The sequence below is a fragment of the Pilibacter termitis genome (assembly GCF_900167335.1).
Lineage (GTDB): Bacteria > Bacillota > Bacilli > Lactobacillales > Streptococcaceae > Pilibacter > Pilibacter termitis.
In genome coordinates this window covers 1-21,888 of sequence record NZ_FUXI01000001.1, presented here as the reverse complement: position 1 = coordinate 21,888, position 21,888 = coordinate 1, and the positions used below count along the sequence as shown (strand labels likewise).

Here is a 21,888-nt window from a genome sequence, read left to right as displayed (position 1 = left end):
TTTTTCTATTGTTTCATTTCATTGATTTCGATACTGTTTCGGTGTTAATCCGTTGTACTTTTTGAAAATTTTGCTGAAGTAACTCACGTCATAGAAACCGACTTCCATTGCAATGTCTTGAATGGGCAGAGTGGTGTTTTTTAATTGCTTAGACGCCTCTTCTACTTTGAGTCGTTGGCAATATTCGCTAAACCGATAACCTGTTCTTTTTGGAAATAACATACTAATATAGCTTTTACTTAATCCAGAAATGTCGCTTAATTCTTCTAAGGTGCAATTCTTTTTTCTTTCTCGGTGTAAATAATCTAATAAAAACTCAAATCTTTCTTGCGTTGTCGTTGTTGCAAATTCTAACTCGAGCATTTTCTTCTCAATTTCCTTTTGAAGCGTAATTTCGCTTTTTTCTTCAATAATTTTCGGAATGATGGAACGGGTTAACTCTTGGAAAAGGCGAATGAAACTTTGAATTTCCTCTAAAGTGTGTGAAGAAATGTCTTGATAAAGACTAGATTGCTTGGCAATTTCCTCATACTTGGGAGAATAACTTGTTGAAAACGGAAATTCTTTTTTGAGTAGCTCCCAATCTTGTTTTGAAAGCCTAATTTGTCCGACAAATAAAGAAGCGATATGTTTCTCTTGCACGTGGATTGGAAACACGATATTGAGTAGATTAAATGGACATTGATGAATATAAAATTGATTACTTGTTCTGCAATGTGCCAAACATTGTTGGTCACTTCGCTCGCAAACTTTTTTTAACTCAAAATTTTTGCGAATTTCTAAGCAGAATTTTTGGCAAGCACAAGTGCTAGACAAATATCTTCCTGATAAATTTAAAATAATAATAGAAAAACCTGTCACTTTAGATAACGTCTCTTGGATTTTTTCCCAGTCATTTTTTGTGTAAATCGAATCCATTTTTATAAACCTTTCTAGCGAAAAAATAAAATAAGAACAATCCCTTTTTCATTATAGTATAAAGAGCAAAAATAGTGAATTAAGGCACCTTTAAAAATTTTGTTTTGGTCGCAGTGAAGTTTTTATCGTTGATAGTAAAAGAATTTACCATGAAATTTATAAGATAATACAATGATTTTATAGGTATAGAAGAATAAAATTAAATTTGTGAAAAAAAATAAAAATGAGTGTTTTTTGTTGTGTTATGTGTGGAAGAAAAAGAGAAAGCACCGCTTTTTGAAGTAAGAATGAAAAATGGAAAAAATAACAACAATCCTTTTCACGCAATAAATAGACACTGGTTTAGGTGAAGATAACAGAAAGAGAGTGGCGAAAATGAAAGTATTACTTACAGATTTTGATGAAACAATTACACGTCATCATGAAATTTCCAAGAAAACAAGAGAGTTTCTCACGGAAATTAAAAAAAAGCGAATTGTGGACTTAATTGTTATTTCAACAGAGAAAAGTAGAGAATCTTTTTTGAAAACGAAAGAGGAATATCAAATTGATTTCCATGATTATGTCATTTGCTCAAACGGAGCGGTGGTAATGGATAGGCATGAAGAAGTGTTATTTTTTGTCGATATTCCAAAGAAACATCTTTTGGTAAATAGCCTTAAAAGAATTGGGAGTGGACCTATCAAGGAGCAAAAAATTTCGATGGTGAAAAACAAAATTGTGAGTTTGAATTACACGATGAGAAATGAAGAAATCGCTAAAGTATTTATGCAGTTAATCAATGAAAAGAGTTTAGGTGTTTTGGCAACGCAAAATTCTATTTATGTTGACGTGAACAATAAGAAAGCAGATAAATGGCGAACTTATCAGACGTTGATGACGAGTATTTTAGATATACCTAGTTATTTTACGATTTCAATGGGGGATAATGATAACGACCTTCCGATTTTAGCAGGAGCAGATATTTCTTATAGTTTTTATCATGGCACGAATCTTGCAAGAGAAAATGCGATAAAGGTAGTGAGCTGCGTGGAAAAAGCATTGCAGGAGATTTTATTAGGAGAAAAAACAGGCAGGGTGAATAAATTTATTTGATAAGGGACCTCTAAAAAAAGAAAAGCGAAGAGTGGCGTTCAGGAGTTTGCAACAGTGAGCGACGTCGTTCATTTACTCGAAACGAAGTTTCGATCGACGTTGCGAACAGTTGCCCAACTTCAGCCCCTCGTAGCTAGACAAAAAAGGGGAGAGAAAATGAATGATTTTCTAAGGAAGTTTTTATGTCATATTATTTTAACACCGATTGCTTTTTTTCTTGGATTTTTAGAAACAAAAGAATACATTCAAAACAAAAGACGACTAGTTTTGTTGCTATTATTTTTTCTATTTTATGGCAAGGAAAGCCTAGAGATTGTATTTATTCTTGTACTTATCATGGTAGCTTTTGAACGTTTTTTGACAAAAATTTATAGGGAATATAAAGAGAGATAGAACACACAAATAAACGAATGGTTTGAATGAAATTACCGCATGAAAACTGAAATTTTATTCGGTGTTTGTTATGCGATATTTTTTGTATGGTATTGAAAATTGAAAGAAGGAGAGAGGGGGGATTCCATTTTTTTATTGCTATTCCTTGAACATTCCTCATTTTTCTGATACTATCAAAGTATGTGAATACGCATAAGTAGAAGTCCTCGTAGCTCATCAGGATAGAGCGATCGCCTCCTAAGCGATAGGTAGCAAGTTCGAGTCTTGTCGGGGACGTAGAGAAAAAGCATGGTTGCTCACAAAGCTCGAAGAAGGGAGTGAGGAGAATGAGGTCAGAGGAAAAATTTACTGGAAAATCAGCGTTTTATGATGCTGGACGTCCAATGTATCCAGTAGCACTTTTTCGTGATTTGTCCAATTTGCATCCTCATACAGTTTTAGATATTGGAGCTGGAAGTGGAATTTTGACAAAGCAATTGCTAGAATATGGCGTTGGGCAAAAAGTGATCGCTAGTGAGCCAAATCTTGAAATGCACAAGAAATTACTAGAGAATTTAGCAGAATATAAAGAACTTGATATTCTTTCTTCTAGTGCGGAGAAAATCAACCTTCCTGATTTTTCGGTTGACTTGATTGTTGCTTCGCAAGCGTTTCATTGGTTTGATATTACTGCATTTAGGCAAGAGGCTCAACGACTTCTTAGAAGAAATGGCTGGGTATCGTTGATTTGGAATGTGCGTGAAGAAAACGCAGAAGTTCACAAAGAAACGCTTTTGGCAATTGAAAAATTTCACCCCAAGGCAAAGCAACTCTGGGAGAGAACAGATATTCAAGAAATTCAACGATTTTTTGGTGGTTCATTTTTGAGAAAACAATACCAAAACCCTGTTTTTTACGATAAACAAGGATTTATTCATCGCAATTTGTCAAGTAGTTATGCACCAAAAGCGGATAGTTTAGAGGGCTTCCAATTCATTCGTGACCTAACGAAGATTTTTGAAACACATCAAAAAAATGGTCAACTTCGCTATCCAATGAAAACTTTTCATTACTATGGTCAAGTAAGAGCAATATAAATAATAGTTGTCACGTAAGAGGGGTTATTTTATAAAAACTTATAAAACAGCTTGCGAGCTGTTTTTCTTGTTTTCGAGGAAATTGACGAAAGCTATGTGGGGGATAGAAAAGCGAAGAGGGGCGTTTTGAAGTCTGTGGCAGTGAACCGTGCCGTTTATATACTCGAAACGAAGTTTCGAGCGGCACTGCGAACAGTTGCCAAACTCCTGCACTTCGTAGCTAGACAAAGAAAAGCGGAGAAGTGCGTTAAGGAGTTTGCAACAGTGAGCCGTGTCGTTTATTTACTGGTACACTTCGTTTCGCATACAGTCTTTCTAAGAATCAAAGATTCTTGAAAAACTAGCATCGAAACTTTAATTTCGAGCGACACTGCGAACAGTTGCCAAACTTCAGCCCCTCGTAGCTAGACAATAAGAAAAGCGGAGAGGGGCGTTTTGAAGTCTGTGGCAGTGAGCCACGTCGTTCATTCACTTGAAACGAAGTTTCAAGTGGCATTGCGAACAGCGACCCAACTCCTGCTCCTTGTAGCTAGACAAAGAAAAGCGAAGAGGGACGAAAAAAATCGGAAAACTAGCAATTTAGGATAAGTGCGAGTTTTCAGAGTTGCCCTTAAAATATATGGAAGTGAAAATATAGAGAAGAGGAATGTAGCATGGAAATCATCGAAAAAGCACCAGCGAAAATCAATCTTGGGCTTGATGCAATTAGGAAACGTGAGGACGGTTACCATGATTTGGAAATGATTATGGCAAGCGTGGACTTGAGCGACTATGTGAGTGTGAGGGGGATTTCTGAAAAGAAAGTTGTCCTTACAACTGATAGCAATTTTTTACCAACAGATAAACGCAATCATGCCTATCAAGCAGCCATACTCTTGATGAAACGCTTTGACGTGAAAACTGGTGTGGAAATTCACATACAAAAAAATATTCCCGTATCAGCAGGTTTAGCGGGTGGTTCAAGTGATTGTGCAGCGACGTTGCGTGCGTTGAACAAACTTTGGAATTTAGAATTATCTCAGGCTCAATTAGCTGAAATTGGTGCTGAAATTGGTAGTGACGTGCCTTATTGCATTTATGGCAACACTGCTTTTGTGACAGGTCGTGGCGAATTTGTGGAAAAAATTGAAGATATGCCTAGCTGTTATATTATCATGGTGAAACCGAAAATGAGTGTCTCAACAGGAAGTGTGTTTAAAGCACTTGACACCTCGAGTGCTTTTCATCCAAACATTTTTCTGATCAAACAAGCAGTAGAAGAGAAAAATTATCCGAAAATGATTGAGCATATGGGCAATACGCTTGAGTCGGTAACGATTGATCGCTATCCAGAAATTGAACAGATTAAAAAAGCCATGAAAAAGTTCGGTGCAGACGTAAGTCTAATGAGCGGAAGTGGGCCAACTGTTTTTTGCTTAGTAAAAAAAGAAAATCGTGCAAAACGAATTTACAATGCTTTAAAAGGTTTTAATGACGAAGTTTATATTACAAGACCCTTGAAAGCAAAGAAATAACGGAAAAGTAGTCTTTAAGAATATATCTTGAGGGCTATTTTTTTGTTTTAAGAAGTACTTTAAAAAAATATATCTTTTTTTGCAAACTTTAATTTGCAATTGAATGTGTTATAAAACAGTTTTATACTATGCTATATTAGTTTTACGGAGGGAAGGTTATGCAGCAATTAAATGAACGACAACAACAGCTTCTAAATATGCTTGCATGGAAAAAGGATTTTATGTCCTTGGAGGAGCTGGCAAGAAAAACGCATTGTTCTAAACGGACGATGTATGACGATTTAAAGCAGTTGGGCAAATGGTTAAATTCGCAAGATTTTTTTGTAGCATTAGAGAGAAAAAGACGGAAAGGAGTAAAATTGCTTGGCGAGGTCAATAGAATTAGGGGATTGAGCAATTTAGATTATCAAGAGTCTGAAATGCTTGAGCTATTGCCAGAGACAAGACAAATGGAAATTTCTCAAATGTTACTTTTAGATGAGGAGGTCATTACTTATCAGCGATTAATGGACAAATATTTTATCAGCTCTACTTCCATTAAAAAAGATTTGGAGAAGATTCAGCGGAACTTCCAAATTCATTTGTTAAGCACTAAACATGGCACATATGTGAAAGATAGCGAGGAAAATATTCGCCGAAGTTTATTTCTGTTATGTTTGGCTCAGTTAAAGAATGACGATTTCGAGGAGCAAGGAGAAACAATTTTTTATACATTTTTTGGTGAAAAAATGAGCAAGTTTGTTTTTCAAAAGGTGTTTGAAATCTCTTCGGCTGGTGAACTTACTCTTCCTTCTCAATATGTAAAATCTCTTGCAATACATTTACTGATTTTCCTTCATCGTTTGGAAAAAGGTTATTCATTAGAGATTGAGAAAGATTTTCTTTTTGAACAAATCAAGTCAATTGAAATTTATTATTTGGCAAATAAACTTCTGGAGGACGGAAGTGATGTTCTTGGTTTTTCTTTTAGCAAAGAAGATGTCGAGGGACTTGTGAAATTGATTGTTTCTCAAGGTGTTCGTACAAAAGCGACAATAGATGAGCGAGATAGGCGAATTGAAAACATTGTGGAACAACTCATGGAGAATATGAGTGAGATTTTGCAAATTGATTTTCTCAAGGATAAAACGCTTAAAAAACATTTATTATTGCATTTTATGCCTATGTTGTACCGACTCAATACAGGGATTCGTTTGAAAAATCCTTTGCTAGAAGAAATCAAGGAACAATACATGCTGACATTTGATGCAGTGCGTTATGCGTTAGACGATATAGAATCTCGTTTGCAATTGACGTTGAATGATGACGAAATTTCATTTTTGACGGTGTATTTTCAAGTTTCTATGGAGAAGAAAGATTTTGGTAAAAAAATATTGATTGTTTGCCCGACAGGAATTGGCACATCAGAGCTTGTGATCAATAAAATAAGGAAAATGTTGCCACAAAAGGATATTGTAGAGACGACAACGGTTCGACAGCTGGAAATGAATGATTTATCACAAATAGACTTTATTATTTCCTCTGTAAAATTAGAAGCAATCGACAAACCAATCGTCCAAGTGTCGCCTTTGATTACACAAGAGGATTTGCGGAATATTTCTACGCTTTATTCGGAGAATTTTTTCAGTAATCATGAAAATGAACGAACAAATGACATTGATTTTAAAAAGCTAGAAGAAATTTTCGATACGAATGCTATCTATGTGAAAAATAATCTAAAGGAAAAAAACGAATGTCTAAACTTTTTGATTGACCAATTAGAAAAAAGTCAAAAGGTAAATAGTGCTTTTCGTCAAGATGTTTTTGAAAGAGAAAGTTTTGGTAATACTTCACTTGCAACAGGTGTCGCCCTCCCACACGCAACGCCAAAAAATGTGCATATTTCACAAATTAGTCTGCTCATTTTGGATAAGGAAATTCAATGGAGCGAATACAAAGTGCAAGCAGTCATTCTAATTGGCATTGCTGAAAAAGATAGAGGGAAAATTAAAGAAATACTATCAGAAATCTACAAAGTCATTTCAACAAAAGAAAGAGTAAAAACGTTTTTAACGGAAATGAAAAAAAGAAAAACTTTAAAACAATGAAGTTTCAAGCATTTACGAAGTAAATGAGAAGAAAGGACAATTTTATATGAAAATAATAGAGGAGAATTTAGTTGATTTTGCTATTACAGCGAATACAAAGGAGGAGGTTGTGAAACAGTTGGCAAAAAAAATGGCAGATGAAGGACGTCTGTATTGTCGCTGTGGGTATATAGAAAGCGTGTTAGAACGTGAAAACTTGACTTCGACAGGTATTGGATTTGGTATTGCCATTCCTCACGGAAAAAGTGAACACGTCAAAGAAGTAAGTATTGCATTTGGTCGTTTGTCCTCGCCAATGGATTGGCAAAGTCTGGACAATCAACCTGTGGAGATGATTATTTTACTTGCAGTACCAGAAAAAAATCAAGGCGACCAGCATTTGCGAATGTTGGCAGGTCTTTCAAGAAAACTTATCCATGAAGAGTTTCGTAAAAAATTACAATTTTCAACAGACAAAGAAGAAATTGTCCAATTATTAAACGAAAGCATGGAAACGATTACGATGAAATAAAACATACTAAAAAAACATAAGGAGCGTAAGAACATGAAATTAGTAGCAGTAACAGCTTGTCCCTCAGGTGTGGCACACACCTATTTGGCAGCAGAAAGTTTAGAAGTAGCAGCAAAAAAACATGGTGTTGAAATTCAAGTAGAAACTCAAGGCTCTATCGGAATTGAAAATGAATTGACAAGCGAGACGATTCAAGCAGCAGGAGCAGTCATTTTGACCAATAATATAGGGATAAAAAATGAAGAGCGGTTCAAAGGCAAACCAGTCGTTCGTGTAAGTGCGGGGGATTGCATTAACAAAGGTGAGCTGATTGTCAAAAAATTAATCGAAAAATTAGGTTAGACGAGGAGGAAAGGAAATGAGAGAAACAATAGATTTGTTGAAAGACACAAGAAAACATTTAATGACAGGTGTTTCTTATATGATTCCATTTGTTGTAGCAGGAGGCATTTTGCTGGCAGTCAGTGTACTTTTGACGGGAAATGCAGCTGTTCCGAGTGAAGGAATTTTAGCAGATATTGCGAACATTGGAATTGCAGGACTAGGCATTATGGTGCCGATTTTATCTGGTTATATTGCATTTTCTATGGCAGACAGACCAGGACTTGCACCGGGTGTAATCGGCGGGATTGTTGCAAGCAATCTTGGTGCAGGATTTATCGGAGGAATTTTCTCAGGGATTTTAGCAGGAATTGTTGTAACGTTTTTGAAAAAAATCAAACTTTCTTCTAATCTCCGCTCGCTCATGCCAATTTTCGTTATTCCGCTTTCTGGTACATTGATTGTAGGCGGGTTGATGTATTGGGTGTTAGGAAAACCAATTGCATTCATGATGAAAAGTTTAACTTCATTGCTTGAAGGCATGGGAACAGGAAATTTGGTGTTGTTAGGTTTAGTGCTTGGTGCAATGATTGCTGTTGATATGGGTGGTCCGATTAACAAAGTAGCATTCAGTTTTGGAACAGCAATGGTGGGAACGATTGACAAAGCAACTGGCATGCCAAGTGCGACAGCGTTGACCATTATGGCTGGAATTGGTGTAGCAATTTGCGTGCCACCACTTGCAATGGGGGTTGCAACCATTGTGGCTCCGAAAAAATTTACCGTTGAGGAGAAAAACTCAGGGAAAGCAGCACTTGTCATGGGGATGGTAGGAATTACAGAAGGTGCCATTCCATTTGCAGCATCAGACCCGTTACACGTTATTCCTGCCAATATTGCTGGCGGAGCTGTGGGAGCATCTCTTGCTATGCTTCTTGGAGCAGGGAATCCTGCACCTTGGGGTGGTTGGATTGTGTTACCTGTTGCGGTCAATCCATTCATGTATGTAATCGCCACTCTTGGAGGTGTAGCGGTAACAACAGGAATGGTTGTACTACTAAAATCAAAAGTCGAAGAAACTGAGCAAACATTGGTCGAAGAAGAAGATTTCGATTTGGATATTTCAATTTTGTAAAAACTTTTGTATAAGGATACCTCTAAAAAACTTACGTTGCCCCCTAATTGATAATTTTGACTCAAACGGAGTTTTTAGAGGTATCCAGTTCGAAAGAGAAAACCTCGAAAATGAGGTTACAGAGAGGAAAACATATGCAGACAGTCGAAAAAGAAAGAAATCTCTCGACCATTCTCACCAATGGGAACGAGCGGATTCAGCTGATGAAAGAGAATTTATTCAAGAAAAAACGACAAATTTCTCTTGAACGTGCCATTTTATATACAGAGTCCTACAAAGAAACCGAGGGGCTTCCTGTTATTTTGCGACGAGCAATGGCGGTTGCACATATTTTGGATAATGTGAAAATTACCATTCGTACAGGAGAATTATTAGTAGGAAACCGTACCATTCGTGCTAGGTCTGGGATTCTTTCACCTGAAATGGATCCTTATTGGATTGTCAAAGAAATTGACACGATTGAAAGTCGCCCTCAAGATCAATTTGAATTTACCGAGGCGGATAAAAAAGTTTATATGGAAGAGTTGTACCCGTATTGGGCTGGGAAGTCAATGAAAGATTTTATTACAGCTCAAATTACTGATGAGTTGAAAAAGGCTTTGCAAGATGAAGTGTTTAAGCTCAATCAGACGGATAAAGGGCAAGGGCATATTATCATGGATTTCCCGGAGATTTTATCTCGTGGTGTGCAGTATTATGTAGATTTATTGGGGAAATTGTCAAGTGAACAACCAGAAAATGATTTTTACAAGGCAGGGGAAATGATTTTCTTGGCGATGCAGCGACATTTTTTGAGATATGCCACTCTTGCAGAAGAAATGGCAAAAAATGAAGAAACACTTCGTGCCAATGAGTTACTGCGTATGGCGGAAATGTGCCGAAAATTAAGTCAAGATAAGCCAGAGAGTTTTTACGAGGCATTGCAATTATTATGGATGACAAGCATTGTTGGGCAATATGAGTCAAACGCCTCTTCACTCTCGCTAGGTAGAATGGATCAATATCTTTATCCGTTTTATCAACAATCACTTGAAAATGGAGAAAGTGAAGAATTTCTCTATGAAGTGCTAGGTGATTTTTATGTTAAAACGAATGACGTAGTCTTGCTAAGAAGTGAAAGCAGTGCGAAATGCTTTGCAGGATTTCCAACAGGTTATACCGTTGTGCTAGGAGGACTAGATGAATATGGTCACTCATCAGTCAATCCATTGTCTTACGTGATGTTAGAATTGTACCATGAAATTTTATTGCCACAGCCTAATTTATCCGTCAGAATGAATGAATTGATCCCAAGAAAATTCTTGCTGAAAACGTGTGAGGCTATCCGCTTAGGCACAGGGATTCCGCAGTTATTTAATGACGAAGTCTGCGTTCCTGCGTTTTTGAGCAAAGGTGTTTCGCTTGATGATGCAAGAGATTATGCAACCGTTGGTTGTGTAGAAACGAGTATTCCGGGGCGAACTTACGGACTTCATGATATTGCGTTATTCAATTTGCTAAGGATTATGGAATTATCCATGTATAAATTGCGGTATGAGAAACATCTGACGTACGAACAACTGCTTGAGGTTATCAAAGAAGATATTGCCTATTATGTTGAGTTGGTAGCTAGTGGTGCGAATATTGTAGATGTTGGGCATAAAGAATACGCTCCAACCCCTTTTCTTTCCGTACTTATTCGAGATTGTTTGGCAAACGGAAAAGATGTTACCAATGGTGGCGGACGCTATAATTTTTCTGGTGTTCAAGGAATTGGTGAGGCGAATTTGAGTGATTCACTTTATGTTCTCAAAAAAATGATTTTTGAAAATCAAGAAATGTCATTTTCCGAATTTGTCAACGCAATGGAGAGCAATTTTGACGGAAAATATAGCGACTTACCGACACATCTCATTCAAGATTTTGACAAATATGGCAATGACAATGATGAAGTGGACGAAATTGCGATGAAATTGTTCCGTCATTATGCAAAAGAATTGGAAAAATATACCAATGCTCGTGGAGGACAATTTATTGCAGGAGCTTATACTGTTTCGGCACACATTCCATTAGGCGAGGCGGTAGGTGCGACACCTGACGGTCGAAAAGCTCGTGAACAATTGGCAGACGGAGGTTTGTCGCCAATGGTTGCTCGTGACCGTTTAGGTCCCACTGCTGTTTTAAAATCAGTCAGCAAGTTAGATAATTATTTAACAGTCAATGGAAGTTTACTAAACTTAAAATTTCAGCCGAACACTCTAGTTGGTCAAGCAGGATTGAATAAATTTGCCGATTTTTTAATGGCTTTTACCAAGCTAAAAATTCAACACGTGCAATTCAACGTTCAATCAAAAGCAACCTTGTTAGATGCTCAAAAATATCCGGAAAAATACGGAGGATTGTTGGTTCGTGTGGCTGGATATAGTGCGTTTTTCGTTGATTTAAACAAGCAAATTCAAGATGACATTATTGCACGTGTGGAGCATGAATTATAAGGGGGTATTTATGGAAATTCATGGTCTAGTGTTCAACATTCAGCGATATTCTATTCATGACGGGGCAGGCATTCGCACGATTGTGTTTTTGAAAGGTTGCCCGCTTGCTTGTCCGTGGTGTGCCAATCCAGAATCAAGAAAAGAAGTCGCACCGATCGTGTGGAATAAAAATGGAAAAAGCGAGACAATAGGTACATGGTACAGCGTTGAAGAGTTGACAAAGGAAATCTTGAAAGATGAGATTTTCTTTCGTGCTTCTGGCGGTGGAGTGACTCTTTCTGGTGGGGAAGTATTGATGCAGTCAGAATTTGCAAAAGAATTTCTAAGTGAAATGAAAAGTCTAGGGATTCATACAGCGATAGAAACAACAGGCTGTTTTCCAAAGGATCGTTTGGCAAATTTACTTCCATATGTGGAACAATTACTTTTCGATTTGAAAATTTTTGATAAAGCTCTTTCGAAAAAAGTGATTGGCTCAGACATTCAACTCATCAAAGAAAACTTTGAACTCGCCAATTCTTTTAATGAAACAGTAGAACTACTTCCACGTATTCCGCTCATTCCAGAATACACAACGAGTCAGGAAAACCTATTGTCAATAAGAAATTATTTGATCGAACAAAAAATAAACGAGCTACACTTACTTCCTTTTCATCAATATGGAAGTAGTAAATATGAATATTTAGGCTGGGAATACAAAATGAAAGACACGAAATTGCTTGAAACAGCGGAAATTCAAGCAATAAAGGAACTATTTGAAAAAGCTAATTTCACAGTAAACATCGAAGGGTTAGGGTAAAAAGAAAAGCTACAAGGGGCGTTTTGAAGTCTGCAACAGCGAACCATGTCGTTTATTAACTTGCAACGTAAGTTGCAAGCGACATTGTGAGCAGTTTCCAGACTTCAGCCCCTTGTAGCTAGACAAAGAAAAGCAAAGAGGGGCGTTCAGGAGGTGGTCGTAGAGAGCCATGCCATTTACTTGCCTGAAACGTTAGTTTCAGGTGGCATTGCGAACATCGACCCAGCTCCTGCCCCTTGTAGCTAGACAAAAAGAAAAGCTACAAGGGGCGTTTTGAAGTCTGCAACAGCGAACCATGTCGTTTATTTACTTGCAACGTAAGTTGCAAGCGACATTGTGAGCAGTTGCCAGACTTCAGCCTCTTGTAGCTAGACAAAAAAGCAAAGAGAGGCATTCAGGAGGCTACACAGTAGACACAAAGCACCTCATAGAACACAAGTTTAATGAAAAACTTGAAAGATAAGAAATCACTTCGAGATTTCCCAGAAAGGAAAAACAAAAAATGGAATTTATGTTAGATACAGCGAAACTTCAAGAGATAACGCAATATGTTCATTCACTTGAAATTTCAGGAGTAACAAGTAACCCAACGATTATCAAAGCAGAGGGGAAAATTGACTTTTTCGCTCATATGAAAAAAATTAGAGAAATTATCGGTGCAAATCGTTCGTTGCACGTTCAAGTGGTTGCAAAAGATTATGAGGGAATACTAAGAGATGCAGAGGCGATTTTAGAAGAAATTGACCGAGATGTTTTCGTTAAAGTACCAGTAAATGAAGTAGGTTTAAAGGCGATGAAAGAGCTGAAAAAACGTGGAGTAAACGTTACGGCAACGGCAATTTATACTAAATTTCAAGGGTATTTAGCAATCGCTGCTGGAGCAGATTATATTGCTCCTTATTTTAACCGAATGGAAAACCTCAATATCAATCCAAGACAAGTGATCCATGAGTTGAGCGAAGAAATTACTCGTACACATTCGACGACGAAAATTTTAGCAGCAAGTTTTAAAAATGTAGAACAAGTCAATGCTGCAATAGAAGAAGGAGCAGCCGCTGCGACATTACCAGCTGATTTATTCAAGCAAGCATTTTCCATGCCGTCTATCGAAAAAGCAGTAGATGATTTCACAAAAGATTGGGAGTCCATTTTCGGTGTAGGAAGTAGTGTTTCTTCACTGCGAGAAAAGCTATAAACTGGATTATTTTCATTGATTTTAGTATTTGTATAAATGAAAGAGTGTGAGAAGAGTAATCTCATGCTCTTTTTGAAAAAAATATGTAAAATACTTGCACTCTTTTTCAATTGTGTTATAATTATTTTTGTTGTCGCGGGGATGGCGGAATTGGCAGACGCGCAAGACTAAGGATCTTGTGTCCAACTACGGACGTGAGGGTTCAAGTCCCTTTCCCCGCATAGATATACGAAAGATTTAGAGGAAACGAGCGAATGTTTGTTTCTTTTTTTGGCGTGACACAAAAAAACTTTGTTGCTTTTTATAGTTAATTTTCCCTAAAGCAACTAACCTACATTTTTTATCTAAAAAATGAAGAAAACTAACTCCCCATTTTCATTGCTATTCCCCTAGTTTTCCTTTAAAATAGACCCTGTAATTGAAATATACTGAACGATTGAAATTCTCTGTTCATTTTTAAAAGGAGGTGAATTAAGATGAAAAAATCTAGCTTATTTTTCTTTTTTTCTTTCTGTCTGCTTTTGACGGCTTGTGGAAAACCGAAAGCTGGGGATATTGACTCTCGTGTGTATAACCTAGAAACTGATTTCAAAGAAAACTATCAACTTTGGACGGATATGAAAGCAGACGGTGCCATTCAACAAAAAGAATATGCCTTGGACTTGAAGAAAGTCGGCAATAAATTCAAAAGTATAGGGGCGACAGCTCGAGGGAGTGCGGTAAAGAAACTTTTGAGTGAAGACGACCAGAAGATTTATACAACGTATGAAGAATTAGGAAAACAGATTTACGATGTTGGCTATGCGCTTTACTATGGAAAGAAAGAGGAAGCCAAGAAGTTGTATGATGAAATTCAACAAAAAGAAGAACAATTGAAAGAATAAGAAATGAGGAGAAGAAAATGAAGAAGAAAATCCTACAAAAAGGGGTCATTTCTTCTGTTGTGTTGTTTCAATTTGGGTTGAGTTTTCCGTGGCATGCCCTCCCGATCTCAGCGAATGTTCAAACGGAGGAAACGCAAGGAGAGAATCAGCCTTTAGCGTCCAAAGACAAAGTGACAGAAAAAGATTTACCCAAAGATGTACAAGAAAAATTGAATGATTCAGTAAAGAATGAAAAAGAGCCGACTCTTCCAGAAAAGTCGAAGGAAATTTCAGACGAAATTGTTCAATCGTTTGAAAAAGAAACGAAACACACGCTTGAAGAAGTGAAAGAAACGGAAGAGAAAAGTGGGAAAGTAGAAGACATTCAAGAGCGAACAGAATATGCCAAAACGTTTGTCAATCCACAAACAGGCGAAGGGGAAACGATTTTGTTTACTCGTCCGATTCATGAAAAAGATGAGAGCGGTCTCTTACAAGAAATCGAAACGGTGACGGAGGAGAAAAAGGAAAAGATTGTTTTCAAAGATACAACTGTTGTGGAAGTGCCGAAAACATTAGAGGAAACCCAACCACTCAAAATTTCAGATGAAACAAGTGTGCTTGCGTTCTCTATCCCCAATGAAACGTTGACAGTGGAAGAGAAAAAAGACGACAAAGTGTTGCTTTCCAATGCGGAGAAATCTGTCGTGACCGAGGTCGCAAAAGAACCACAATCGACAACGGTGAGTCAATTTGTTTCAGAAGAAACGCTGAAAACATCTATTACCTATCAACTTTCATTACAAGAAGGGGAAAAAGTGGTCAGTAATCGTATAGGCATGACGATATTGAAAGGCGAAGAAGTCAAAGCGGTGATCACTTCTCCGACCTTAGAATCTTTAGATGGAAGTATTATCACGCCTTTATCTTTTTTGTTCAACGAGAAAACCAACACGATTTCTGTCACAGGAATCAAAGAAGAAACACTGAAAGAAGTGAAACAAGCAAAAGTTTCCATGCGTGCAATGACGGAAACGAACGTTACGATTCACGGTGTGGAGAGTACAAGTATTCGTCAATATGATGATAAATTGCCTTATTATTTTCAAAATTATATGATGATTGGCTACGATGACGGCTATTTATCTGGAGATGACGGTGCGGCACATTTCATCACGTATGGCATTTTGAATATCCCTAATGCAGAATTTCAAAAGGTCGCCAAAACGCATGAAATCATGAATGCAACGTTGAAATTGAAACGAATCGGTGCACCAGGATTTTGGGGAGATCGGGCAAAAGATAGCCAAGGAAATATTGTGACACGTGTGTATGAAGCGGCACCTTTGACAAAAAATGTCGGTTCCTTGACCACGCTCACTTACGATAAATTTATTTCGCAACTCAAAAGTCCTGTCGGCTCTCCCGCATACGAGGACGGCAAAGAAACCAAACTTGGCAAGATTGATGTCAACAATCGTTGGGTAGACTTTGATTTTACGATTGTGGCGAATCAATGGAAAAATGGCGAGTTGGCAAACAATGGCTTACTTGTGCGAAACCAAAAAAATACGGTACATGAAAAACCTTACTCGATCGCTGAATTGTTTGGTGGCAAAGGGTATACAGGGGCAGAGCCGTATGTGGTGTTGAGCCATAGAGAAAAACCACCGATTGACAAAAATATGCCACTTCGTGAGACGACCCTTACCTTGCGTCCCTTTGTTCGCAGTGACAATGACGGTTTGGTGCAGTTTTCCGCCTTAGGCATGGACGGAAAAGGTCGACCAGATGCGAAAATTAATTATCGTGTGGTGGATACAACAGATAACAAAGTCGCTTATTCAGGCATGGATCCAGCGATTGGGCGAGATTATTTGTATCCGAATTATCCTGTTCTTTTTCAAGATGCCCAAAAATACAAAGATTTATCGAGTAATTGGCAAACGAACGATTTGTTGACGACGGTGTTAAAAGAAAATCATTTGTATAAGGTAGAGGCCACCGTCACGTTTGAGAAGAATGGGACGACAGAAAAAGCGGAAAAGACGTATGACACCTTCCAACTTTATAAAATCAAAAGCCAAGACACGTTGCCACGTTTGCTTGCGTTTTACGGTTTAACAAAACATCGTGCAAGTTTTATGCGGGACAACAATATGAAAGACGAATTGTTGACGCAAGGCAATTTGGTGTTCATTCGCAATCCAAAGAAAAACGCAGGGAAAGCTTATACGCCAGCTCCGCTTTCAAAAGCAGAGAAAATCCGCTTGGATTCACTTGCCATGGGACGTGGAAAACATTGTCAATTTGGGTTTGAACCGATTAACTTAGGCAGTGGAAACTTCCTCTATGAAATGACCGATGCCACGTGGTATGACTTGGAGAAAGAAGAACAGCTCAAACGCACGTACAACGCGATGGGGCAAGGAGTGGATAGTCCTGTTGGGCGAAACTGGAGTGTGAACACTACTCTTGAGTTGACACAGCTAGAAGATAAAAGCATGATGTTGAGTTTAGAGGACGGAGGCAAAGTTTTCTTTCAACGCAACGCCAACGGCACGTATTCACCAGAAGACACGGTGCCCTTTAGGCTTGTCAAAACGAAAGAAGTGGTAGGGGAAGTAGAAAAACGTTTGTTTCTTTTGGAAGATACCCAAAAACAATTGACCTACACGTTTAACGCAATGGGGCAAATTCGCACTATTCGCAACACCCAAGGGCAAACGAAAACCTACACGTATGACAACGAAACAGGCAATGTCAAAGACATTCAGTTATTCAATGGTCAAAAAGTACAATTTTCATGGGATGAACTCGGACACATGACGAGTTTTACAACACCCAATGGCAGTAAAACGACCTATGAGTATGACAGTCAAGGGAATCTTGTGAAAGTCGTTGACCCAACAGGCAAAACGTTCACGTATCAGTATGACAACGAACACCGCATGACGAGCTACAAAGGACATGACGGCAACGTCATTTATGCGAACAAATATGATAGTCAAAACCGTGTGGTCGAACAAACAGATGCAGCAGGCAATACGGTCAAACTGTCTTATGATAAAAATAGGACGACCACCACAGATGGCAACGGCAATAAAACAACGACGACCTACAATGACCACTTCCAACCAACCAAAATTGTGTACCCTGACGGCAAGGAAGAAACCAATACGTACAATGCGAACCATCAGCTACTTGAAAACGTGAACCGTCAAGGACAAAAAACAACGTATGTGTATGACCACTATGGGAATTTGACGAAGACAACCTATCCAGATGGCACAAGTGAAAGCACTACGTACAATGCGTTCCAACAACCCCTTGTTGAAACGAACCGTCAAGGGAAACAAAAGGTTTCCACGTATGATGCGAAAGGGAATTTGACAAGTGTAGTAGATGAGGCAGGCAACCAAACAACGTACACGTACAACGCACAAGGTCAGAAAATGAGTGAAACGAATCCTCAAGGCGAGACGAAAACGTACACGTATGACAATAAAGGCAATCTCGCCAGCGAGTCGGATGCTTTGGGGTTGATTTTCAGCTACACTTACGACCAAAACGGACTTTTACTTACCCAGACAGACGGCAAAGGCAACACGAAAACTTTTGAGCGAAATGCCCGTGGGGAATTGGTGAAAGAAAGTAATTTCAACGGACAATTCAAAACGTATCGTTATGATGCGGAGGGCAACAAGACGAGCGAAACGGATTTTAATGGCAACCAAACAACCTATACGTACAATGCGATTGGGCAGTTGATCCAAGAAGAAAATGCCGTAGGGGGCAAGAAAACGTTCCGATATGACGGCAACGGCAATGTCCTAGAAGAAAGTGATTTTCTTGGCAACCTCAAGAAAATGAAATACAATGCACTCAACCAGCGAGTCGAGCTGACCCTTGCGGACGGCAGTACCACCAAGTATGAGTACGACACGTTGGGGAATTTGACCAAAGAGATGGCAGGCAACGGCAGTGTGACCACGTATCGTTATGATATGAATGGGTTTTTGATAGAAAGCGAGAATGCGAATGGGGAGAAGACGACCTATATTCGCAACACCCAAGGGTTGCCCGTCAAGATTACGTATCCAGACAATGCGACAGAGTGCTTTGAGTACGATAATTTAGGCAATCTCACGAAGAAAACCGAGAAAAACGGCAGAGAGACGACCTACACGTACAATGCGAAAAGCGAAAACGTCGCAAACACGAGTGAGAACCGCACGAGTCGGCAAACCTTTGACGTGCGTGGCAATTTAACGAAATCTAGGAATGCGTTGAACGAAGAAGAGACGACTACCTTTGATGTGGCAGGCTTTGTCAAAGAAAGCAAAGATGCACAAGGCAATTCAACGACTTATGAAACAGACGGCGAGGGGAATGTAACCAAGACAACTCTTGCGGACGGCAGTCAGTATCAGTATGTGTATGATGGCGTGGGCAATAAACTCAAAGAAATCGACCCAAGTGGGAAAGAAACTCGATACACCTACAACAAGCAGAACTTACTGGAAACCAAAATCGCCCCAACAGGTGACATTGAACAATACCGTTATGACAAAAATGGGCAAGTGGTAGAAAAAATTGACCCGATGGGCAATTCGACCACCTATGCTTATACCCCAACAGGTGAAATCAAAACGGTCACGGATCCACTGGGGAACGTTTCACGCTTTGCGTATGATGAAGTAGGCAATGTGACGACGTTCACCGACACCATTGGTCGTGTGACGAAGTATGAGTACAATCTCCTTCATCAGCTCATCAAAGAAACGACCCCAATGGGTGTGGTCACGACGTATTCGTATGACAAAGCAGGGAGTCTCACGAAAGTGGAAGATACGACCAAGCAAAAAGAACGTTACACGTATGATATTTCAGGCAATTTGACGAGTATTACCGACAGTCAAAACCGAGTCGAACGCTTTACCTACAACCGTTTTGGCGAAAAGGTGAGTGCAACAGATATTCAAGGGAACAAGACGGAATACACACAAGATGCACTGGGGAGAGTCATTAAAACCACGAAACCCCAAGGAGTGAGCGAAGAAAACCGTTATGACCCTCGAGGAAATCTGATCGAAGCCAAAAGAGTGAATGATGGCGTGACGAAATATGAATACAACAACGTCGGCAACCTCGTGCGTGAAATCAATGCACAAAACAAAGACAAATTCTACACGTATAACGCCCTTTCTCAACTGACCGAAGTCAGAGATGAAAATGGTGGAAAAACTACGTTTGCCTATGATGCATTGGGCAGAGTGACCCAAACGAAAGATGCCAATGGTGCCATTGCCAAACGCAGTTATGACGGCAACGGCAATGTCATCAAAGAAGTGGACGGCGAAGGGCATTCGACCACGTATGCATACAATGCGTTGAATCAACGGATTGAAACAGTGGATGCCAAAGGGTTCAAACAAACCACGAGTTATGATGCAGCAGGTCGAAAAGTAAGCGAGAGTGATTTTAAAGGCAATCTTACTACGTACAAATACGACCCAGCCAACAATCTAATCGAAACCACAGACCCACTTCAGCGTACCAGTCACTTCACGTATGATTTGAAAAATCAATTACTTGAAGCGATTGACTCAACAGGGGCAAAAACAAGCTACACGTACCATGCAGACGGCACCTTGAAAAGTGAAGAAAATGCGAAAGGGTATGTGAAGAACTACCATTACGATTCCTATTCACAATTGATCAAAACCACAGACAATGTGCATAAACAACCTCTGAGCGAGATTTCGTATGACTCGTATGGTCAAGTCGTAAAAGAAGTGAAGTCTGGCAAGCAAGTCACAAGCTACGACTACGATAAAGTAGGGCGACTGGTAAAATTGACGTATCCAGATAAAACGAACGTATCGTACACGTATGACAATCTGGATAGAATTTCCCAGATGATCGACGTGCGAGGCAATGCGACCAAGCTCGTGTATGACGGATTGGGGAATGTCAAAGAATTGACCGCACCAACTGGAGCGGTGACGAAATACGAGTATGACGGGGTGGGCAATCTGCTCAAAGAAATCGATCCCCTCCAGTATGCGACAAGTTTTGCGTACAACCAAAACAATCAAGTCACGCAGACGACCAATGCCAACCATGGCATGGTGAAACAAACCTATGACGAGCGAAATCAATTGGCAACGTCGACCAATGAGCGAGGGTTTACCACCCAACAAACGCATGACGGCAATGGCAATGTGACAGCCATCATGGATGCCAAGGGCAATAAGCAACAATTTGCCTACGACAAAGCCAATCGTTTGACCACGACGACGAGCCGCCTAGGGAAAGCGACACACTATGCATATGACGAACAAGACAACCTCACGAACATCACGGATGCCAATAATGGCACGACCACTATGGAGTATTCTCCAACTGGGGAATTGGAAAGCCTGACCAGTGCGAATGGTCGTAAGGAAACGTTCCGTTATCGCTTGGACGGTCAACTCACGCAGAATAAAAAAGCGAGTGGGGAGTCGATTATTTACGGTTATGACGAGTTGAACCGTCAAATCGGCAAACGCATGAAACAACAGGATTTTGTGTATACGTATGATGACGGGAATCGTTTGACCAGTGCAGAGAAAACGCAAGAGGTGGACTTTGGCGAAGTAGATGAAGTGCCAGAATTGGCAGAGAAACTCCCAAGCAAGCACAAGGTGACGTTCACGTACAATCAATTTGGCGACTTGACTCAAGCTACGACCAGTGACATGGGCGAAGTCCACTATGTCTATGATGCGTATGGTCGCAGAACGCAAGTACAATACCCGAACGGCACGAACGTCCAGTATGAATACGACCAGAAAAACCAGCTGACGAAAGTGACCGATAAAGGCAAAGTCACCGAGTATAGCTATGACGGTATGGGACAAATCACGAAGATTCAGCACGCAGACGGCACGACTTCTCTTTACAGCTACTTGCCGACAGGCGAAGTCAGTGAATCGAAGATTCTCTCGACCACAGGCAAAGAATTGTCGAAACAAACCTACGAATATGACGAAAATGGCAATTTGACACGAGAAATGTTGAATTATCCAAAACTCAAACTTGACCGTAGCTATGAGTACGACAAGGAAGATCAGCTTGTCAAAGTAACAGAGAAAGAGCGGAACACAACCCGAGTCACGCAGTATTTCTATGACAACGTAGGCAACCGTGTGGCAACAAGACTTGACGTGAACGGTCAGTTCAAGGGGATAAGCGAATGGAAACACAACGCAGACAACCAGTTGAACGAAATCACAGGCGAGAGCGGGGCGACCTATGAGTACGACAACAATGGCAACGTCAGCAAAAAACAAAGTGCCAACGGTGAAGTCACGCTTTATCGTTATGACGTAGAGGGCAGACTGACGGAGGAAAGCTCGACATGGGGCAAACAGATTTTCTATGTGTATGACGCGTTGGGCAACCGAATCCTAAAAGGGAATTACACGGAAAAAGCCCGGAAGCTCAAGACCAACTTGAG

16 protein-coding genes and 2 tRNA genes are annotated in these 21,888 nt (G+C 39.5%); 17 read left to right on the top strand and 1 reads right to left on the bottom strand.

Going from position 1 to position 21,888, the window contains the following annotated elements; genetic code table 11:
* Positions 1-18: 18 nt before the first annotated feature.
* Positions 19-918, bottom strand: coding sequence for a PocR ligand-binding domain-containing protein (locus tag B5D30_RS00135; RefSeq protein ID WP_078805995.1), 900 nt, complete (start codon positions 916-918; stop codon positions 19-21).
* Between the two features lie 375 nt (positions 919-1,293).
* Between B5D30_RS00135 and B5D30_RS00130 the strand changes: the two genes are divergently transcribed.
* The 17 genes from B5D30_RS00130 to B5D30_RS13035 all read left to right on the top strand — a co-directional run.
* Complete coding sequence (locus B5D30_RS00130; RefSeq protein ID WP_078805994.1) at positions 1,294-2,013, top strand: HAD family hydrolase; 720 nt, start codon at positions 1,294-1,296, stop codon at positions 2,011-2,013.
* Positions 2,014-2,067: 54 nt separating this feature from the next.
* Complete coding sequence (locus B5D30_RS00125; protein ID WP_144399425.1) at positions 2,068-2,406, top strand: hypothetical protein; 339 nt, start codon at positions 2,068-2,070, stop codon at positions 2,404-2,406.
* A 202-nt stretch (positions 2,407-2,608) separates the two neighbouring features.
* Positions 2,609-2,682 (top strand) — tRNA-Arg (locus tag B5D30_RS00120).
* Between the two features lie 50 nt (positions 2,683-2,732).
* Positions 2,733-3,482: a class I SAM-dependent methyltransferase gene (locus tag B5D30_RS00115; protein WP_078805992.1), complete on the top strand. Its 750-nt coding sequence runs from the start codon at positions 2,733-2,735 to the stop codon at positions 3,480-3,482.
* A 126-nt stretch (positions 3,483-3,608) separates the two neighbouring features.
* Positions 3,609-3,818 (top strand): hypothetical protein, encoded by a 210-nt coding sequence (locus B5D30_RS00110; RefSeq protein ID WP_144399424.1) that lies wholly within the window; start codon positions 3,609-3,611, stop codon positions 3,816-3,818.
* A gap of 99 nt (positions 3,819-3,917) precedes the next feature.
* Positions 3,918-4,070 (top strand): hypothetical protein, encoded by a 153-nt coding sequence (locus B5D30_RS13330; RefSeq protein ID WP_159443141.1) that lies wholly within the window; start codon positions 3,918-3,920, stop codon positions 4,068-4,070.
* 65 nt (positions 4,071-4,135) lie between these two features.
* Positions 4,136-4,996, top strand: coding sequence for a 4-(cytidine 5'-diphospho)-2-C-methyl-D-erythritol kinase (gene ispE, locus B5D30_RS00105; RefSeq protein ID WP_078805990.1), 861 nt, complete (start codon positions 4,136-4,138; stop codon positions 4,994-4,996).
* Positions 4,997-5,154: 158 nt separating this feature from the next.
* Positions 5,155-7,083, top strand: coding sequence for a BglG family transcription antiterminator (locus tag B5D30_RS00100; protein WP_078805989.1), 1,929 nt, complete (start codon positions 5,155-5,157; stop codon positions 7,081-7,083).
* A gap of 46 nt (positions 7,084-7,129) precedes the next feature.
* Complete coding sequence (locus B5D30_RS00095; RefSeq protein WP_078805988.1) at positions 7,130-7,594, top strand: PTS sugar transporter subunit IIA; 465 nt, start codon at positions 7,130-7,132, stop codon at positions 7,592-7,594.
* Positions 7,595-7,627: 33 nt separating this feature from the next.
* Positions 7,628-7,936 (top strand): PTS fructose-like transporter subunit IIB, encoded by a 309-nt coding sequence (locus tag B5D30_RS00090; RefSeq protein WP_078805987.1) that lies wholly within the window; start codon positions 7,628-7,630, stop codon positions 7,934-7,936.
* Positions 7,937-7,952: 16 nt separating this feature from the next.
* Positions 7,953-9,050, top strand: coding sequence for a PTS fructose transporter subunit EIIC (locus B5D30_RS00085; RefSeq protein ID WP_078805986.1), 1,098 nt, complete (start codon positions 7,953-7,955; stop codon positions 9,048-9,050).
* Positions 9,051-9,184: 134 nt separating this feature from the next.
* Positions 9,185-11,524: a formate C-acetyltransferase gene (locus B5D30_RS00080; RefSeq protein ID WP_078805985.1), complete on the top strand. Its 2,340-nt coding sequence runs from the start codon at positions 9,185-9,187 to the stop codon at positions 11,522-11,524.
* Between the two features lie 10 nt (positions 11,525-11,534).
* Positions 11,535-12,323 (top strand): glycyl-radical enzyme activating protein, encoded by a 789-nt coding sequence (locus tag B5D30_RS00075; RefSeq protein WP_078805984.1) that lies wholly within the window; start codon positions 11,535-11,537, stop codon positions 12,321-12,323.
* 502 nt (positions 12,324-12,825) lie between these two features.
* A complete protein-coding gene (locus B5D30_RS00070) occupies positions 12,826-13,518 on the top strand; it encodes a fructose-6-phosphate aldolase (RefSeq protein ID WP_078805983.1) in 693 nt (230 codons plus the stop codon).
* A gap of 135 nt (positions 13,519-13,653) precedes the next feature.
* A tRNA-Leu gene (locus B5D30_RS00065) sits at positions 13,654-13,739 on the top strand.
* Positions 13,740-13,994: 255 nt separating this feature from the next.
* Entirely contained in the window at positions 13,995-14,402 is a 408-nt protein-coding gene (locus tag B5D30_RS00060; protein WP_078805982.1) for a hypothetical protein, read from the top strand.
* Positions 14,403-14,419: 17 nt separating this feature from the next.
* A partial coding sequence (locus B5D30_RS13035; protein ID WP_144399423.1) for a DUF6531 domain-containing protein occupies positions 14,420-21,888 on the top strand: 7,469 nt, incomplete at its 3' end.

What these genes read in the sequence shown, in the direction of transcription:
- B5D30_RS00085 (WP_078805986.1), top strand. Translation starts at nt 7,953, where the DNA reads ATGAGAGAAACAATAGATTTGTTGAAAGACACAAGAAAACATTTAATG.
- ispE (WP_078805990.1), top strand. Translation starts at nt 4,136, where the DNA reads ATGGAAATCATCGAAAAAGCACCAGCGAAAATCAATCTTGGGCTTGAT.
- B5D30_RS00115 (WP_078805992.1), top strand. Translation starts at nt 2,733, where the DNA reads ATGAGGTCAGAGGAAAAATTTACTGGAAAATCAGCGTTTTATGATGCT.
- B5D30_RS00095 (WP_078805988.1), top strand. Translation starts at nt 7,130, where the DNA reads ATGAAAATAATAGAGGAGAATTTAGTTGATTTTGCTATTACAGCGAAT.
- B5D30_RS00080 (WP_078805985.1), top strand. Translation starts at nt 9,185, where the DNA reads ATGCAGACAGTCGAAAAAGAAAGAAATCTCTCGACCATTCTCACCAAT.
- B5D30_RS00070 (WP_078805983.1), top strand. Translation starts at nt 12,826, where the DNA reads ATGGAATTTATGTTAGATACAGCGAAACTTCAAGAGATAACGCAATAT.
- B5D30_RS00075 (WP_078805984.1), top strand. Translation starts at nt 11,535, where the DNA reads ATGGAAATTCATGGTCTAGTGTTCAACATTCAGCGATATTCTATTCAT.
- B5D30_RS00060 (WP_078805982.1), top strand. Translation starts at nt 13,995, where the DNA reads ATGAAAAAATCTAGCTTATTTTTCTTTTTTTCTTTCTGTCTGCTTTTG.
- B5D30_RS00100 (WP_078805989.1), top strand. Translation starts at nt 5,155, where the DNA reads ATGCAGCAATTAAATGAACGACAACAACAGCTTCTAAATATGCTTGCA.
- B5D30_RS00090 (WP_078805987.1), top strand. Translation starts at nt 7,628, where the DNA reads ATGAAATTAGTAGCAGTAACAGCTTGTCCCTCAGGTGTGGCACACACC.
- B5D30_RS00130 (WP_078805994.1), top strand. Translation starts at nt 1,294, where the DNA reads ATGAAAGTATTACTTACAGATTTTGATGAAACAATTACACGTCATCAT.
- B5D30_RS00135 (WP_078805995.1), bottom strand. Translation starts at nt 918, where the DNA reads ATGGATTCGATTTACACAAAAAATGACTGGGAAAAAATCCAAGAGACG.